We start from the raw sequence: 17,095 nt of genomic DNA on the forward strand, positions 1-17,095 counted from the left end.
ATCGGACCTTTCTCAGCCGCCGGGAGTCAGGAAGTGGCGGTCGCTCTGACCGGTGATAAAGGCCACGATTTCCTGCACATATTCGCTGTCGTTTTCATCGCCCAAGCGGCGGGCGCGTTCGGAGAACGTCCCCTCGCCCTGCGCCAGCATCTGAAAGGCTGCACGAAGGGCGGTGATGTCCGCGCGACTCACACCGCGCCGTTTCAGGCCCACAAGATTGAGCCCATCCAATTCGCCGCGCGAGGCCTGCACGAGACCGTAGGGAATAACGTCATTCGTCACCATGGTGACAGCGCCGATGATTGCGCCGCGGCCGATGCGCACCCATTGATGGATGCCCGACAGCCCGCCGATGATCACGTCATCCTCAAGCACACAATGCCCTGCAATTGCGGCAGAATTCACCACGATCACACGGTCGCCCACCTGCGCGTCATGGGCGATGTGGCAGCCAGCCATGAACAGCCCGTCATCCCCGATCCGGGTCACGCCGCCGCCGCCTTCGGTGCCCGCGTTCACGGTCACGTGCTCGCGGATGCGGTTGCGCTTGCCAATCACGGTGCGGCACTTCTCGCCCTTGAACTTCAGATCCTGCGGGATCTCGCCCAGCACAGAGAAGGAAAACACAACCGTGTCATCGCCGATCTCCGTGTCGCCGGTCACGACCACATGGGACTTCAGCACCACGCGGTCGCCCAACACCACCTCAGCGCCGACGATGCAAAAGGGGCCGATTTCGCAGCCTTCGCCGATTTTGGCGCCATCCTCGATAATGGCGCTGGGGTGAATCGTGCTCATCAGCCGTCCTTTCCGTCCCGGTCGATCATCGCGGTGAACTCGGCCTCAGCGGCGAGTTCGCCATCAACGGTGGCGCGACCGGAAAACTTGAAGATCTTGCCACCGGGTTTGCCGCGCACCGTCTCCACATGCATTTCCAGCACATCACCGGGAACAACCTTGCGGCGGAATTTGCATTTGTCGATATTCATGAAATAGATCAGCATATCGGTGCCGATCAGATCCATGCCAACCCCGAGCATCACACCAGAGGTCTGCGCCATCGCTTCGACGATGGTCACACCGGGCATGATCGGAGTACCGGGGAAATGGCCCTGAAAATGCGGCTCGTTCATGGTGACATTCTTGATGCCGCGCGCGGATTGATAGCCGTCGATATCGACCACCTTGTCCACCAGCAAAAACGGATAGCGATGCGGCAGAATCTGTTGAATCAGGCCGATATCGGCGCTCTTGAGGTCGGGATTGGCGTCAGCACTCATGGGTCACGTTCCATTGGTTTCGTCAGATATGTGTGGTAGCAATTGCCGCCCCTTCGGGCAAGTTCAGGGCTGATTGCTGTCCGGTTCGCGGGCATCGAGGCCTTCGCCGAGGATGGTGTCGATCCGCGTGATGGCGAGGTCGGTGACATCAATGGCGTCAGCACTCAGAAGCACGGTCGATTGTTCAAGGATCGCAGCAGCTCCGGTTTCTGCCATGATCTGCTCGAGGATCGGGATCGACGTCTGTCGAAACGCCCGCCGTGCCTCGTCTCTGGCGGTGGTGATTTCCACAAACTTTGCTTCTTGGGTCGTGCGGGTTTCCTGCACCTTCTGATCAAAGGCCTGCGCCAAGGCGCGGAACGCCTCCGGGTCGGTGGTGGCGCGTCGCTCTGCCAAATCCAGTTCCTCGGCTCTGAGCTCAGCTTCGATTCGACGGTTTTCCGCCATCAACACGGCGCTGCGTCCTTCCATCTCCCGCGCGATCCGCTGGCCATAGGCGCTCTCGGAATAGAGCCGATCGGAATGGATGGTCAGGATCAGGCTTTTGGGAATGCCGAGATTCTGCTCTGGCGAAAAGCCCCCAAGGCCAATCCCCGGCACGGTGGCCACAGGAGGTTCCTGTGCCGTCAAAGTTGCTGCGGGCAGCAGGGCACTCAGCCCCACTGCCCAAAGCAGATGTGTTGAGATCAGACGTCGCAACGGGATTAGAACCGCGCCTGAATGGTCAGGTCGAAGTTCCGCTCCTTGTCGAAGTCTTCCTTGACCAGTGCCTTGGAGAAGTTGAACCGCAATGGTCCAAGGCCCGTGGTCCAGAGAAGCGAAAAGCCGACGACATGGCGGAAGGAGCCGTCGCGTCCGACGACATTGCTGCCGAAATCAGCGTTGGAATCTTCCAGCCCCCAGAGGTTGCCGACGTCATAAAAGAGACCGCCACGCAGGCCGAGCTCTTCCGGCAGGCCCAGAGGGAACTCCGCATCAAAACGCGCGACCGCATAAAGGTTGCCGCCGAGCGCGTCGTCGTAAGAGCCGCTCATATCACGCGGACCAATCCCGCCAGGCTCAAAGCCACGCAGAGTGTCCGAAGTCAGAAGAAAGCGATCGATGGTGCGGCTGCGATTGTCACCGAGCCAGCCAAGATAGCCTGCTTCCACGGTGGCGCGCAGAGTGACCTCTTCGTTGAACACAAGCTTCTGCGCCACGATCTTGCTGGTGGCACGGATGTATTCATTGTCCCCACCAAGACCCGCATAATCGATGCCGCTCTGGACAAGGAACCCGGCCGTTGGGTTGAGACCGGTGCGACGGCTGTCATAGGTGAAGGTCGCCCCGATGGAGCTTGTCGTGCGCTTGCCTTCTGCGATCTCGCGCTGAAGCACCGGACCAACCAGAGGTTGATTGTTGCTGTCGAGACCACGGCTTTCCATCTCGTCCTGCTCAAACCCATACCGCAACTGCAACGATGTGGTTTCGCTGGCATCAAAGGTGATGGATGGGCGGAAGACCACCTCTTTGGTGCCATACTCGGAGTAGCTCGACTCTGTTTCGCTCAGACCGAGGTCGATGGCGAACTGCAGATCACGGCCGAGAAGCTTGGGCTCGCCAAAGCGCAGATTGTAGGCTTCGGTGTCTTCTGTGGTCGAAATATTGAACGACAGTTGCTGACCGCGTCCAAGGAAGTTTTTTTCGGAAATCCCGATTGCCACCCCGATCCCGTCGTCCACCGAGTAGGAACCACCAAGGTTGAACGAACCGGTGGGTTGCTCGACCACATCGACATCAACAATGACCTCGCTTGGCGTGCTGCCCTGACGCACATCCACCTCGGATTCCGAGAAGAAGCCCAGAGCCTTGATACGTTCGGCGCTGTTGCGGATTTCGCGCTGATTGAGAGGGTCGCCCTCAACAATGCGGAACTGTCGACGGATCACCCGGTCGAGAGTGGTGGTGTTGCCTTCAATGTCGATGCGCTCGACAAAGACCCGCGGTCCGCGGACCATTGCAAATTCAACATCGAGTGTCAGATCCCGATCATTGCGCGTGACACGCGGCTCCACCCGCAGGAAATCAATCCCCTGACGCACCGCGAGTTGCTCGAGCGTCTCAATCGCATTTTCGATCAACAGCGGCGAGTAGGTCACGCCCGGCTTCAGGCGCAATTTACTGCGGTAGAGATCCGGATCTGCATCGGCAAACTCGCTGGTGACGGTGATCTCACCAAACTCGAACTGCTGGCCTTCGGTCACATCCACCACGAGGAAGGCCGCATCGCGCTCCTTTGTGACTTCGGCATTGACGCTGTTGACCCGGAAATCGACGTAGCCGCGCGAGCGGTAGAAATCGGTCAACACCTGACGGTCGAACTGGATGCGATCCTCGATCAGCGTATCGCGGTTGATCAGAGCCCGCAGGAATGTGGCCTGTTTGGTCTCAAGGATGCGCCGCAAACGCCGATCCGAGAACGCGCGGTTGCCGACAAAGGAGACGCGCTCGACTTCGACGGTATCGCCTTCGGAGATCTCAAAGATGAGATCGACGCGATTGTCGCTGCGGCGGATGATGCGCGGCGTCACCCGAGAGGCCAGACGGCCCTGCGCGCGATAGAGTTCAGCAATTGCGCCCGCATCGCGTTCTGCCTGATCGGCGCTGAACACACGGCGCGGTGAGGATTCAATCACCTCGCCCAATGCGTCGTCCTTCAGGCGTTTGTTGCCCTCAAAACTGATCCGGCTGATGGTGGGAAATTCCACCACTTTGATGACGAGCGTATTGCCACGGGGCACCAGTTCGACAGACTCGAACAAACCGCTGTCAAACACGCCGCGGTAGGCATCGTTGAGCTCACCACCGCTCACCCGCTCTCCTCGCGAGAGGCCCGTATAGGCCACGATGGTCGAGCTTTGAATGCGCTGGTTTCCCTCGACGCGTACATTGGTGAACCGGAATTCCTGAGACTGCGCCGGCAGCGGCGCGATCCCAAGCCCAATCGCCAGCACCGCAGAAAGCGCGGTGGTTCCCAGAAAGCCCTTAAAAGAAACGGACATTGCGCCCTCTCGGCGCGCATCGCGGGCACATGCCGCGTTTTTCCCCCAGACCATCAATTATACCCAATTATTATAGCAGCTTGATAAGCTGCGTACCGGGTTTGAACCCCGTTGTCAAAAACAAGAAAAGCAGCAGGCGTGGAGCCGCTGCTTTGAAATTTTGCCTAAGCTGTTTTGGCTTCGCAGAAATCTGCGGCTGCGCCCTCTGATCAGAGAAAAGAGCCGATCCAGACCCCGGCAAAAATAGCAAAAGAGATCGCCCCCACAAACAGGACGCGGTCGATGTTCAGGCGGACCAGAAGGTCCAGACCTTCATAAGATCGCTGCAGCGTATGCATGAAAGTTCCCCAGATTCACTTATGGTCCGGCAGCCGCCGGAATCACTCACCCAAAGAGAAGCTAGGAAAGATTTGTGGCGAGATCTGGGCGGGAACGAGGCAAGACTGCCCCATCCCGCCCAAGCGCCATGGCGCAGTCTCAGCAGAACAAAAGATCGTTGCTGACGGAAAAGATCATCAGACCAAGGATCACGGTCAGGCCGATCGTCATCAGGATCTGCATCGCGCGATCATTCGGGGGCTTCCCGGTCACGGCCTCATAGGCAAAGAAAACCAGGTGACCGCCATCCAGCACCGGCACTGGAAAAAGGTTCAAAAGACCAATCCCTGTCGACAGCGCCGCAATCAACCAGATGAAATTCATCGCCCCCTGGCTTGCCAGAGTTCCGGAAATCTCGGCGATCGCAACCGGGCCAGAGAGATTACAGGTGCTGATCTGACCCGTGATCATGTGTTTCAGACCCGAAAGGGATTGTTCAATCATGATCCAGACCTGTGTAACACCCTGCCCGACGGCGGCCACAGGCGAGACCGACTCGCGCGCAGGCTCAAAGGCAAGCCCGCCGGCGATCCCGATCCGCCAATTGGTCTGGAACCCGCCATCGGCTGTCGGTTCATCGGTTCGGCGTGGCGTCAGTGTCACCTCGCGTGTCTGGCCCGCGTTCCAGACGGTCAACTCCAAGGGCGCACCCGCACCGGTCTCGACACGTTCCTTCAAGTGGGAGAAGGCAAAGATCTCTTCACCATCAACCCTTACGATCACATCGCCTTCGCGCAGGCCTGCGTCAGATGCCGCGCTGCGCGGCGCCACACCGGAGACGAGGCTTGGGGTGAGATAGGGCCCGCGGGCGATCATTTCCTGACCGTCGCGCACAACGCGATACTCCAGAACCTTTTCCACTGGCAGGCCGCCCTCGAAGGCGCCCCAAGCAACGGCGTCAGAAAAATCTGGCGTCTCGATCCCTGCGACCGACAGGATTTCGTCACCAGGCTGAAGGGTGTAGCTCTCTGCGGGCAGTGGCTTGATTTCGCCCACTGCAAAAGGCTCCTGCATCTGACCTCGGCTCAGGTTGACGCCTGTGAAGATCACTGCAGCAAGGATGAAGTTGAAAATAGGACCCGCCGCCACGGTTGCCGCCCGCGCCCAGAGCGGCGCGCCATGCATGGTTTTGCGCAGCAGTTCAGGGTCGCGCTCGGCCGCCGAAATCGCGCTGGCATCCTTGCCAGAGGCCGCGTCCGCGTCGCCCAGAAATTTCACAAACCCGCCAAACGGAAAGGCCGCCAGCTGCCATCGGGTGCCGCGCTTGTCGACCCGGCTGGCCAGCACCGGGCCAAACCCCAGCGAGAAGACCTCAGGGTGAATGCCGCACCAACGCCCCACGATGTAATGACCGTATTCATGCACGAACACGATGATCGAAAGCACCACGACAAAGCTGCCGATCGTGTAAAGGAGCCCGCCCAGTTGCGAGACCAAAAATACTGCGTCCAAAACTCTATCCTGTTCGTTGCGTCACGACCTGATCCACCGCCCTACGCGCCAGATCGTCAACTCGGGTGACGTTTTCAAGTGTCATTGAGGCATCAATAAGGCCCGGTTGGGCCTCGAGCGTCGCCAGTCCCTCTTCAGTTAGGCTGGCCATGTCCAGAAAACCAATGCGCCCCGCGATAAAGTGATCGAGCGCGCGTTCCTTGGCGCCGTTGAAGGCCGCCCCGCTCAGCCCGCCACGCCGCATGACCTCTTGCGCAAGCCTCAGCGCCGGATAGCGCTGAAGATCGGGCGCGCGAAATTCCAGCTGGCCGATTGCGGCCAGATCGAGCCGCGCCACCGGCAGCGCATTGCGGTCCGGCCAGTGCAACGCATAGCCGATGGCATGGCGCATATCCGGCGCGCCAAGGTGGCTCATGAGCGCACCATCGCGAAATCCGACCAGCGCATGAACCAGCGACTGTGGATGCACCAATACCTCGATCTGCTCAGGCGCAACACCAAAGAACTCTCTGGTTTCAATGACTTCAAGCGCCTTGTTGAACATCGACGCACTGTCGATCGTGATCCGCTGACCCATGTCCCAATTGGGATGAGACGAGGCCTCGGCCAATGTTGCCGTTTTTAACCGTTCCAGCGGCCAGTCCCGAAAGGCACCGCCCGACGCAGTGATGATAATACGCTCGACCTCTTCGATACGTTCGCCGACAAGCGCCTGAAACACAGCTGAGTGTTCACTGTCCACGGGCAAAATCCGCGCGCCGTGATCTGCAGCGGTCTGCATCAAGAGCGCGCCCGCACAGACGAGGGATTCCTTGTTGGCCAGCGCCAGCGTCGTGCCCTGCTCCAGCGCCTTGAGGCCCGGCGCAAGACCCGCAGCGCCCACGATAGCGGACATGATCCAATCCGCAGGACGGCTTGCGGCCTCCACCAGGGCCGCCGCGCCCGAAGCCGCCTCAACGCCACTGCCCGCGAGCGCGGAGCGCAGCTCCTCAAGCCGGGCGTCATGCGCCGTGATCGCTATATCTGCTTGCAGTTCAATGGCGTCACGCGCCAGCTGCGCCACATTATGCCCACCGCTGAGCGCCACCACGTCATAGGCGCCGGGGGCGCGGCGGATCAGGTCAATGGTGCTCTGACCAATTGATCCCGTTGCCCCAAAGATCGATATCTTTTTCATAGTGACCCCATGCATCACCCGCCCCCGCGCCCCGCGTTGGGGCAGGTTCATCCCCAGATGATGGCGATCAGGAAACAGAGTGCTCCAGCGCCCAGCATGCCATCAAAACGGTCAAAAACACCGCCATGTCCCGGGATGATCTGGCTTGAATCCTTGACGTTCCGGTAGCGTTTGACCGCGCTTTCCACGATGTCACCAGCCTGGCTTGCCATCGACACAAGAACCGAGATCCAAACGAGGCTCCAGGGAAGACCGACAAAGAGCGCAAAGACCAGCCCCACGCCTGCTGCAGCGCCCCAGCCGCCAGAGGTGCCGGACCAGGTCTTCTTTGGGCTGACGGCAGGCCAGAGTTTCGGTCCGCCGAACGTCTTTCCAGCAAAGTACCCTGCCACATCCGTCGCAACGACGACGGAAATCAGCCAGATGGTCCAGGTGACTCCCATGCCCTCACGCATCCAAATCAGTCCAAAACCGCCAAGAAGCACCCAGACCAGGATCGCCAGAAACGAGAGGTTGCGCTCTTCGAGGATGCGGGTTCCAACCACCATCGGCACCGCGAGAACCAAGAGCGCGAGAAACAGCGGCACGATTGACGCAACGCACACCGCAGCTGCAGCCAGCGCGCCAAAGCCAAGCGCAAGGAGGCTCCCATCGGTGCGATACATCCGGGTGACTTCCCAGAAAACCGCGCCCACACTCAGGGACACAAACAGGGCAAACGCAAGGTTGCCGAGATAAATCGCAGCGCCGCCCAACAGGACCAGCACGACCGCAGAGGCCGTACGCGGTCCGAGATCGGCCCAACGGTTCGCCTTGGAGGCATGCGCGCTAAGAGGTGTTTTCATTTCTTGGTGGCCCCGAACCGTCTGTCTCGATTGCCAAAGTTGCGACACAGGCGCGCCAGTTCTTCGGATGAAAAATCAGGCCAGAGCGTGTCGATGAACTCGTATTCAGAATAGGCGGACTGCCACAGCAAGAAATTCGAGATCCGCGCCTCACCTGACGTACGGATCACCAGATCCGGATCCGGCAGCACATGGGTGTCGAGATAGCGCGGCAGGGTTTCTTCATCGACGTCCCTGGGGTCCAGCCGCCCATCCGCCACATCCTGTGCCAGACGCTGAGTTGCGCGTGCCACCTCATCCCGCCCGCCGTAATTCAGCGCAATGGTGAGGTGAGTGCCGTCATTGCCTGCGGTTTCGAGCTCGAGCGCATCCATCAGCTGCACCAGTTTGGTGTCGAGCCGCACGCGGTCTCCGATGAAACGCACGCGCACGTTCTTTGCCGCCAGCGCCTTCATTTCCTTGGAGATATAGCGCCGGAACAGGCTCATCAGGCCTGCAACCTCGACCTGTGTGCGTTTCCAGTTTTCAGTCGAGAAGGCAAAAATCGTGAGATACTTGATCCCGAGCGACGGACAGCATTCCACCACTTCCCGCACGCGTCGCGCGCCCGCATGATGCCCGAACAGCCGTGGCCGCCCGCGCGCCTGCGCCCAGCGGCCATTGCCATCCATGATGATCGCTACATGTTTCGGCCCGTCACCAACGCCCGGTGCAGGATCTCCCGCACCAGCCGCACGCGGCGTTGCGCTATCTGTGACGAGTGACATCTGAGCTGATCAAACCTGCATGATTTCGGCTTGCTTGGTCTCCAGCGCAGCGTCCACGGCCTTGATCATCTTGTCGGTCAGTTCCTGAACTTCGGTCTCCCAGAATTTCTGGTCGTCCTCGGACATGCCGTCGGCTTTGGCTTTCTTGATCTGATCCATCCCGTCGCGGCGCACATTGCGGATCGACACACGGGCGTGTTCGGCATATTGGCCGGCAACCTTGGTCAACTCGCGGCGGCGTTCCTCGTTCAACTCGGGGATCGGCAACATGATGATGGTGCCATTAAGCTGCGGGTTGATACCGAGGCCCGACTCGCGGATCGCTTTTTCAACTTTACCAACGAGACCCTTGTCCCAGACATTGATGGTCACCATACGCGGCTCGGGCACGTTCACGGTGCCCACTTGGTTGATCGGAGTCATCGACCCGTAGGCATCCACCATCACCGGTTCCAGCATCGACGCGGAGGCGCGACCGGTGCGCAGCGACGCAAATTCTGTTTTGAGATTCGCCATCGCGCCGTCCATGCGGCGTTTCAGATCATCGGTGTCCAGTTCAAACTCTTCAGACATTCTGCTCTCCCCTTGCTTGAGGCGGTCTTGAGGATGGCTCTTACGCCATCATGTATAGATTGTATAGCGATCTCGGCGGACAAACACCCGCGAAACCTTCGGAACTTGGTGAAATTGCACGCAAAACACGCGCCTCTGCGGCTGGCGCGTGCTGCAAGTTCTCGCCCGATGCCGGTTTAACCGTGTACCTTGGTATAGGTGCCCTCGCCCGCAAGCACGCCGCGGAATCCGCCAGGCTCGTCCAGGCCAAAGACAATCAACGGCAGGTTGTTGTCCCGCGCCAGCGCGATGGCCGAGGCATCCATGACCTTCAGGCGTTTGGCGAGTACATCGTCATAGCTCACGCTGTCATAGCGCTTGGCGTCCTCGTTGGTTTTGGGGTCCTTGTCATAGACCCCGTCCACCCCGTTCTTGCCCATAAAGATCGCTTCGCAATTCATCTCATTGGCGCGCAGGGTCGCGGCGGTATCGGTGGTGAAATAGGGGTTACCGGTGCCCGCAGCAAAAATGCAGACCCGTTTCTTTTCCAGGTGGCGCACGGCGCGGCGACGGATGTAGGGCTCTGCGACCTCATCCATGCGGATGGCCGAGATCACGCGGGTAAACACCCCGAGATCCTCAAGGGCGGACTGCATCCCCAGCGCGTTCATCACGGTGGCCAGCATCCCCATGTAGTCGGCGGTGGTCCGCTCCATCCCCTGTGCCGAGCCCGAAAGCCCGCGAAAGATATTGCCGCCCCCGATCACCATGCAAATCTCGACGCCGAGATCATGCACAGATTTCACTTCTTCGGCGATTCTGCGCACGGTCGGCGGATGCAGACCAAACCCTTGCGTTCCCATAAGGGCCTCGCCGGAAATTTTCAGCATCACACGGTTATAACTTACGGTCGATGAGACGTCCGGCTGCTCTGGGCTCTGGGGCATGTTGCGCTCCGCGATATGTCGGGGTTAAAACTCGCGGCAAAATGAAGCAAAACCCGCCGAGGATCAATCCGGCCAGCCGGATAATTGCCAATCTTCTTAAGTAGAGCGACCTCATCGCGGCAACGGCAAGCAAAGGCGCAGGGCAAAACCTTGTTGGATATTGATAAAATCCCAGCTGATCAGCCCGTGTTGATTGCCGGTCCAACCGCATCTGGCAAATCCGAGCTGGCGCTGCGCATCGCCGAACACAGCGGTGGCGTGATCGTCAATGCCGACGCAAGCCAGGTCTATGACTGCTGGCGGGTTGTGACCGCGCGCCCCTCGGCAGAAGACGAATCCCGCGCAGCGCACGCGCTTTATGGTCATCTGAGCTATGACACACTTTATTCCGCCGGTCACTGGCTGCGCGATGTCACACCGCTCTTGAAGGGCACGAAGCGCCCCATCATTGTTGGGGGCACCGGGCTTTATTTTCTGACGCTTACAGAGGGGATGGCAGATATTCCCGCAACCCCGTCCGAAGTGCGCGCCGAGGCGGATACTCTGTCGCTCGAAACGCTCGCCGCAGATCTCGATCCAGAGACGCGCGCCCGCATCGACATGCAAAACCGTGCGCGTGTGCAACGCGCCTGGGAGGTGCTGCGCGCCACAGGACGCCCGCTCGCCGAGTGGCAGGATGACACACCGCCGCCGCTCTTGCCTGCCAAGGATTGTACCGCGCTGGTGGTCGAAGCAGAGCGCGACTGGCTCGAAGCGCGTATTCGGCGTCGGTTTGCCATGATGATTGCCCAAGGCGCGCTCGAGGAGGCGCGCGCCATGCAGGACAGGTATGATCCCGCGCTTCCCTCCTGCAAAGCGATCGGCGTCCCGGAACTGATGGCGCATCTGAGTGGCGCACTCACCCTAGAGCAAGCAGAGGAACGCGCCTCAGTTGCGACCCGGCAATATGCCAAGCGGCAGCGCACTTGGTTCCGCGCCCGAATGAAATCTTGGCAGAGGGTCTCGCCGCAGGCATGATCTGAGCCTGGACAATCTGAACCCGCTTTCGCGCGGCGTGATCCAAAGCTTGCACAGAATTTCGCAGCCCGGCGCACGCTTTTCCGCCTGCTCTGGCCAAATCCTGCAAAGAATTTGATCGAATCAGCCGCAGGCGTCAGTCTCGGGCCGATCACGCTAGGAATTTAAGACTGCTCATAATGCCATTTGACCCCAAGATCCGTGGACCGCTGGACGTACGACCGCTTTTGCAGCTGATGTCCGCAGGGGCCTGGCAGGTTGAATTGGCCCATGAGCGCGACTGCCATCTGGTGATCTGGATCACCCGCGGTCAAGGCCGCGTGTTGTTGGATGGGCAGTGTCGCGGCTTTGGTCCTCATACGGCCCTGTGCATACCAGCGCGAACACTGTTCTCGCTCGAGTTGGGCCGACAATGCATTGGGCAAGTCCTGCGCATCGGCGAAGACATCCCCAGCGGCCTTCCTGAAACCCCGATGCAGATCCGCATAAACGACATGCAGGAGCAGGGGCGGATCAATGCGCTCTTTGACGCGGCCTTGCGCGAGCAGCAGGTCGCGGATGACCACACCGCCAAAGCCATCACGAGCTATGCTGATCTGGTGGGCATCCACCTGCAACGGCTCTGGGTCAGAGCGCCCGAGAACCGAAAACCCACGGCAGCGCGCAGGCTCTGCCGCGCCTATTGTGCGCGGCTGGCGCAAGACGCCGAAGGGGCGTTCAACATGGCGGGCCATGCGTCAGAGCTTGGCGTGACACCGACGCATCTGACGCGCGTTTGCAAGCAGGAGACCGGCAAGACCGCCGCAGCGCTGCTCACCGAGCGGCAGTTACACGCGGCGCGGAGCCTCCTTGCCTCGACACGTTTGCCAATGCGAGACATTGCCCAAAGTCTCGGTTTCGGAAGCGCCGCCTATTTCACCCGGTTCATTACCCAGCACACGGGCAGCACCCCAAGCGATCTGCGCAAGAAGGCACATGGCGCTCAGCTTGCCTCTGGTCGGAATCCCTGAATCGCTTCAGAACGCCCAGTTTCTAGACACAAGTGTCTTTTTATCAAAAGCGACGCCGATAATGTCGCATTTAGACATCTTAATGCCGATACTGTGCATTGACCTGTCCGCCCAACTGGTGCCGTATAGTGATGTTGGGGAACCATATGACAAATCAAACACCTCCGTAAGATGCGTGCCATTTTGGATCGACCGCAGATCGCACAGCCGCATCATGGGAAGGTCGCCGCCCAACGACGCTCTAGTACAGGGAGAAATATATGACCACCACCAAACTCAAGAGCTCGACGACCCATCATTGGGCGGCTGAGATGCATGCGCAGGAACTGAAGGCGGGCAAGATCTCGCGCCGCGAGTTCCTGACCCGTGCGACAGCGCTTGGTGTCTCGGCCACCGCCGCCTATGGGATGATCGGCCTGAGCGCCCCTGCCCGTGCGGCGGACAACATGAAAGAAGGCGGCACCCTGCGTGTGCAAATGAGCGTGCGCGGCCTCAAGGATCCCCGCACCTTCGACTGGTCCGAAATCGGCAACCAGGCGCGTGGCACGCTTGAATACCTGGTTGAATACAACAACGACGGCTCCTTCACCCCGATGCTCCTGGAGAGCTGGCAGGTGAATGACAGCGCCGATGAATACACCCTGAACGTTCGCAAGGGCGTCAAATGGAACAACGGCGACGATTTTACCGCCGAAGATGTGGCCCGCAACATCGAAGGTTGGTGCGACAAGGACATGGAAGGCAACTCCATGGCTGGCCGCTTTGCCACGCTTGTCGATCCCGACACCGGCAAAGCCATCGAGGGCGCGATCGAGGTGGTAGACAGCCACACCGTGAAACTGAAACTGCCTAACTCCGACATTTCCATCATTCCGGGCATGGCGGATTATCCGGCAGCGATCACCCATGCGAGCTTTAGCGCGGATGATGCGCAAAACGCCGTGGGCACCGGTCCCTATCTGATTTCCGAGCTCGAAGTCGGCGTCAAATGCGTGCTCACGCGCAATGAGAACCACAGCTGGTGGGGTGAAGCGATCTACGGCAAGCCGGCGCTCGACAGCATCGAATACATCGATTTCGGCACCGATCCGTCGTCGTGGCTGGCAGCGCTGGAATCCGAAGAAGTCGATATGCTCTATGAATCCGTTGGCGAATTCATCGACTTGATGGACTCGCTTGGCTTCGTGAAATCCGAAGTCGTCACCATGGCGACCATCGTAGTGCGTCCCAACCAGCTGGCCGAGGTGGACGGCATGTCCCCCTATGCCGACAAACGCGTGCGCAAGGCGCTGCAGATGGCGGTGGACAATGATGTCTGCCTGGAGCTTGGCTATGGCAACCGCGGTGTTGCTGCGGAAAACCATCACGTTGGCCCGGCGCATCCTGAATATGCCGAGCTCCCTAAAGAGGCGGCTGATCCCGATGGCGCCCGCGCGCTGATGGAAGAAGCCGGCATGATGGATTTCGAACATGAGCTCTTCTCCATCGACGATGACTGGCGCAAGAACACCACCGATGCGGTCGCTGCCCAGCTGCGTGACGCGGGGTTCAAGGTCAAGCGGACCGTGCTGCCGGGATCGACCTTCTGGAATGACTGGACCAAATATCCGTTCAGCTCGACCAACTGGAACCACCGTCCCTTGGGGGTTCAGATCTGGGCCCTGGCCTACCGTTCAGGTGAGGCCTGGAACGAATTCGGCTGGTCCAACCCCGAGTTCGACCAGATCCTGGCCGACGCGCTTGCCATCGCCGATGCCGACGCACGCCGCGAAGTCGTCGCCAAAGGTCAGAAGATGATCCAGGACGAGGGTGTCACCATCCAGCCCTATTGGAAATCCCTGTTTCGTCACATGCGCGAAGGCGTGCGCGGTGCCGATATGCATATCTCCTACGAGCACCATCACTACAAATGGGGCTGGGCTGCCTGATCGCGCCACCTTTACCTAAAGGCCTGTCCCCAATCCGTTTTTCGGACCGGATTGGGGGCAGGCCCAACGCACCACGCCTGAATTCAAAACAATAAAGGCCTCCGCGATTTGGACGACCCACGTCCAAATGTCTCAGGGCCAGCTGACCGCCAGTCTGCAGGGGAACACATGGGACCATTCATATTGCGCCGCACGGGTGTGATGATCATTACGGCTTTGTGCCTGACGTTCATCGTCTTCGTGATGACCAATCTCTATCCAAACCTCGAAAAACTCGCCAAGACCGAAGGCAACTTCCGCATGTCGGACGAAGCGGTTGCAAGCTGGCTTGATAAGAATGGCTACGGTCAGCCGATGCTGTTGAAATACGGCCAGTGGCTGGGCGTGGTTCCCGGTTGGCAGCGCAGCGGCGAGGAAGGCGTCACCGGGCGTTGCATTGATGGAACCGTCACCCCGGAAGAAGCCGCGCAGGCCGCGCGGTTTTGTGGCATTCTGCAAGGCGACTGGGGCTATTCCACACGTTTCAAAACAGACGTGAGCGAAATCATCCAGACCCGGCTGGGCAACACCGGCTATCTGATGATGTGGGTTTTGATCCTCATGGTGCCCTCGGCGCTGATCGTGGGCGTTCTGGCCGGGATGCGCGAAGGTTCGGCAACCGACAGGTCCCTGTCGACCGTGTCGATCATGACGACCGCGACGCCGGAATATGTGTCGGGCGTGATCTTCATTGCGGTCTTTGCCTCCTCCACAGTGGGGCTCAAATGGTTCAAAGGCACCGCAACCGCTGCCATGGAGAACCCGACGTTTGAGAATTTCTTCCTGCCGGTACTGACCATCGCGCTCTATGGCATGGGCTATATCGCCCGGATGACACGCGCCTCCATGACCGAAGTGATGACGGCCCAATACATCCGGACTGCACGCCTTAAGGGGGTGAGTTTTCCAAACATCGTTCTGCGCCACGCGCTGCGCAATGCGTTGATTGCCCCCTTCACGGTAATCATGCTGCAGTTCCCCTGGTTGTTGAACGGAGTCGTGATTGTCGAAACCTTGTTTAACTACAAGGGCTTCGGCTGGGCACTGGTCGAGGCGGCCAGCAACAACGACATCGAGCTTCTGCTGGCGATTTCGGTCGTCTCCGTCATCGTGGTTCTGTTGACGCAGCTGATTTCCGACATCGGCTACATCTTCTTGAACCCCCGTATCCGTATCTCGTAAGGCAGGAGGCTTTTCATGGACCCTTTGACTTGGACTGGCGCTCTTGGCTTTCTCACACCGATCCTGGTGATCGCGCTCATCCTGCTGGCGGCGAGCATTGTGATCTGGATGTTGGCGTCCGCAATGAGCGCGGGCACACGCTATGTGGCAAATGCCGATGGCAGCCTCTCTCTTGCAGGCAATCCGCAGGCGATGGCCGCGCTGGCGGTGCGCGCCACATTCGGCGCGGTCGCGGCGATCGCACTCGCCTATCTCGTCCTGGGCCTGATCATGGGCACGGGTGCGGGGATCATCGGAGCAATTTCACAGCAGATGTGGCCCACCTGGGTCGCGCTGCTCTTGCTGTTCTCGCTGTCGATCAAGTTCAAGAGACGCCTTGGGCTCTATGGCAAGCTCTTTGACAGCCCCATCGGCATGATCGGGTTTGGCCTCGTGATGTTCTGGGTCTTCACCGGCGTCTTTGGTGCGATGGACCTTATCGCCACCCATGACCCGCTGGCGCAGGTCTCCGGCATGAAAAACAAAGTCCCCGGCACTCCGTTGCGCAGCGTGGAAGACGGAGAATATGCCTGGTATCTTCTCGGTGGAGACAACCTTGCACGGGACGTGTTCTCTCGCATGGTCAAAGGGGCGTGGGAGGTATTGAAGTACGCGCCTCTGGCAACGCTTTTTGCCTTTATGGTTGGGATCACATTGGGGCTTCCGGCAGGCTATTACGGTGGCAAGCTCGATACGTTCCTGTCCTTCCTTGCCAACCTCATTCTGGCCTTTCCGGTGATCCTGCTGTTCTACCTTCTGGTGACGCCCGAGATCGTTGCGACAGGCCTGCCGCAGTATATGGCGGTGGTGCTCTTTGCCTTTCCAATGGTGTTTTGCGGGGTCTTGATCCACTCAAGATTTCGCACACAGCCCAGCAAGAACGCTTTCTGGCTGGCGTTGGTTCTGGTTCCGATGGTCCTGATGTACATGTCGCTCATCAACGCCGAAGGTTCCAAAATCGCGTTTTGGCCGCTGGATTTCTTTGACATTCCCGGGGGGGTGCTGGTGGTGTTTGTCTCGGTGGTGTTTGTGAACTCCCCCACGGTGTTTCGGATCGTGCGTGGCCTTGCGCTGGACATCAAGACCCGCGACTACGTCGCTGCCGCGCAGACCCGTGGTGAGCGCCCCTGGTACATCATGCTGTGGGAGATCCTGCCCAATGTCCGCGGTCCATTGATCGTCGATTTCTGCCTGCGCATTGGGTACACCACCATCCTACTGGGAACACTTGGATTTTTTGGCCTTGGCCTGCCGCCGGAAAGCCCCGATTGGGGCTCCACCATCAATGATGGACGCAAGCTGTTGTCGATCTATCTGCACCCCGCCCTGCCGCCCGCCATTGCCCTGATGAGCCTTGTTCTTGGGCTCAACCTGCTGGCAGATGGATTGCGTGAAGAGAGCCTTCGGGACTGATGAGAACACGGCCGGGGGCGCTGCCCCC

General features: G+C 59.5%; 16 protein-coding genes. 5 read left to right on the top strand and 11 right to left on the bottom strand.

Features of this window, described 5'->3' with window-relative positions; translation table 11 throughout:
- Positions 1–12: 12 nt before the first annotated feature.
- From lpxA to pyrH, 11 genes are all read right to left on the bottom strand, one after another.
- The gene (gene lpxA / locus ACZ1HH_RS06690; RefSeq protein ID WP_011538741.1) at positions 13–798 is read right to left on the bottom strand and encodes an acyl-ACP--UDP-N-acetylglucosamine O-acyltransferase; all 786 of its coding nucleotides are present in this window, start codon (positions 796–798) and stop codon (positions 13–15) included.
- Positions 798–1,280: a 3-hydroxyacyl-ACP dehydratase FabZ gene (gene fabZ, locus ACZ1HH_RS06695; protein ID WP_005617880.1), complete on the bottom strand. Its 483-nt coding sequence runs from the start codon at positions 1,278–1,280 to the stop codon at positions 798–800. Before fabZ ends, lpxA begins: the two co-directional genes overlap by 1 nt.
- A 63-nt stretch (positions 1,281–1,343) precedes the next feature.
- Positions 1,344–1,889: an OmpH family outer membrane protein gene (locus tag ACZ1HH_RS06700; RefSeq protein WP_416368444.1), complete on the bottom strand. Its 546-nt coding sequence runs from the start codon at positions 1,887–1,889 to the stop codon at positions 1,344–1,346.
- A 95-nt stretch (positions 1,890–1,984) separates the two neighbouring features.
- Complete coding sequence (gene bamA, locus ACZ1HH_RS06705; protein ID WP_472636203.1) at positions 1,985–4,321, bottom strand: outer membrane protein assembly factor BamA; 2,337 nt, start codon at positions 4,319–4,321, stop codon at positions 1,985–1,987.
- 209 nt (positions 4,322–4,530) lie between these two features.
- Positions 4,531–4,659, bottom strand: coding sequence for a hypothetical protein (locus ACZ1HH_RS06710; RefSeq protein ID WP_011538744.1), 129 nt, complete (start codon positions 4,657–4,659; stop codon positions 4,531–4,533).
- Between the two features lie 139 nt (positions 4,660–4,798).
- Positions 4,799–6,151 (bottom strand): RIP metalloprotease RseP, encoded by a 1,353-nt coding sequence (gene rseP / locus ACZ1HH_RS06715; RefSeq protein ID WP_472636204.1) that lies wholly within the window; start codon positions 6,149–6,151, stop codon positions 4,799–4,801.
- A 4-nt stretch (positions 6,152–6,155) separates the two neighbouring features.
- Complete coding sequence (dxr, locus tag ACZ1HH_RS06720) at positions 6,156–7,328, bottom strand: 1-deoxy-D-xylulose-5-phosphate reductoisomerase (RefSeq protein WP_472636205.1); 1,173 nt, start codon at positions 7,326–7,328, stop codon at positions 6,156–6,158.
- Positions 7,329–7,375: 47 nt separating this feature from the next.
- Entirely contained in the window at positions 7,376–8,173 is a 798-nt protein-coding gene (locus tag ACZ1HH_RS06725) for a phosphatidate cytidylyltransferase (protein ID WP_472636206.1), read from the bottom strand.
- A complete protein-coding gene (uppS, locus tag ACZ1HH_RS06730) occupies positions 8,170–8,940 on the bottom strand; it encodes an undecaprenyl pyrophosphate synthase (RefSeq protein WP_011538748.1) in 771 nt (256 codons plus the stop codon). Before uppS ends, ACZ1HH_RS06725 begins: the two co-directional genes overlap by 4 nt.
- Before the next feature lie 9 nt (positions 8,941–8,949).
- Positions 8,950–9,513, bottom strand: a complete 564-nt coding sequence (gene frr, locus ACZ1HH_RS06735) for a ribosome recycling factor (protein WP_011538749.1) — start codon at positions 9,511–9,513, stop codon at positions 8,950–8,952.
- Positions 9,514–9,689: 176 nt separating this feature from the next.
- Positions 9,690–10,439 (bottom strand): UMP kinase, encoded by a 750-nt coding sequence (gene pyrH / locus ACZ1HH_RS06740; RefSeq protein ID WP_011538750.1) that lies wholly within the window; start codon positions 10,437–10,439, stop codon positions 9,690–9,692.
- 153 nt (positions 10,440–10,592) lie between these two features.
- Between pyrH and miaA the strand changes: the two genes are divergently transcribed.
- From miaA to ACZ1HH_RS06765, 5 genes are all read left to right on the top strand, one after another.
- A complete protein-coding gene (miaA, locus tag ACZ1HH_RS06745; protein ID WP_487320433.1) occupies positions 10,593–11,456 on the top strand; it encodes a tRNA (adenosine(37)-N6)-dimethylallyltransferase MiaA in 864 nt (287 codons plus the stop codon).
- Between the two features lie 179 nt (positions 11,457–11,635).
- Complete coding sequence (locus tag ACZ1HH_RS06750; protein ID WP_472636208.1) at positions 11,636–12,466, top strand: AraC family transcriptional regulator; 831 nt, start codon at positions 11,636–11,638, stop codon at positions 12,464–12,466.
- A 260-nt stretch (positions 12,467–12,726) separates the two neighbouring features.
- Positions 12,727–14,394 (top strand): ABC transporter substrate-binding protein, encoded by a 1,668-nt coding sequence (locus ACZ1HH_RS06755; RefSeq protein WP_011538753.1) that lies wholly within the window; start codon positions 12,727–12,729, stop codon positions 14,392–14,394.
- A 168-nt stretch (positions 14,395–14,562) separates the two neighbouring features.
- Positions 14,563–15,615, top strand: coding sequence for an ABC transporter permease (locus ACZ1HH_RS06760; protein WP_011538754.1), 1,053 nt, complete (start codon positions 14,563–14,565; stop codon positions 15,613–15,615).
- A 15-nt stretch (positions 15,616–15,630) separates the two neighbouring features.
- Entirely contained in the window at positions 15,631–17,067 is a 1,437-nt protein-coding gene (locus ACZ1HH_RS06765; protein ID WP_011538755.1) for an ABC transporter permease, read from the top strand.
- Positions 17,068–17,095: the final 28 nt, after the last annotated feature.

The sequence above is a fragment of the Epibacterium sp. HA2-3 genome (assembly GCF_055693725.2).